The 228-nt window shown below is 72.8% G+C and carries 1 protein-coding gene; it reads right to left on the reverse strand.

All coding sequences use genetic code 11. The features are described from left to right. Positions 1-228: hypothetical protein (locus ACZ3HH_RS31285; protein WP_465810637.1), on the reverse strand; the 228-nt coding region annotated here is incomplete at both ends.

Consider the following 228-nt stretch of genomic DNA (forward strand, 5'->3'; position numbering starts at 1 on the left):
GGCGCCACAACGATCCGTCCGTCCCGCTCGCCTCGCCGCCGTCCGCGGCGGACTCGATGGCCGCCCGCGCGGCGCGGACCGCGTCGGCGAACCCGCCGGTCGCCGTCATGTCGACGTGCGGGCGCGCCTCCGGGGCCTGCAGCCACTCCCGGTCGACCAACGCCTCGGAGAAGTACCGTGTGGCGATCAGGCGATGCGTGAACGATGACTTCGGCGTCTTGATGAGCT

It is taken from the genome of Pseudomonas sp. PME37.24/025, assembly GCF_055556615.1.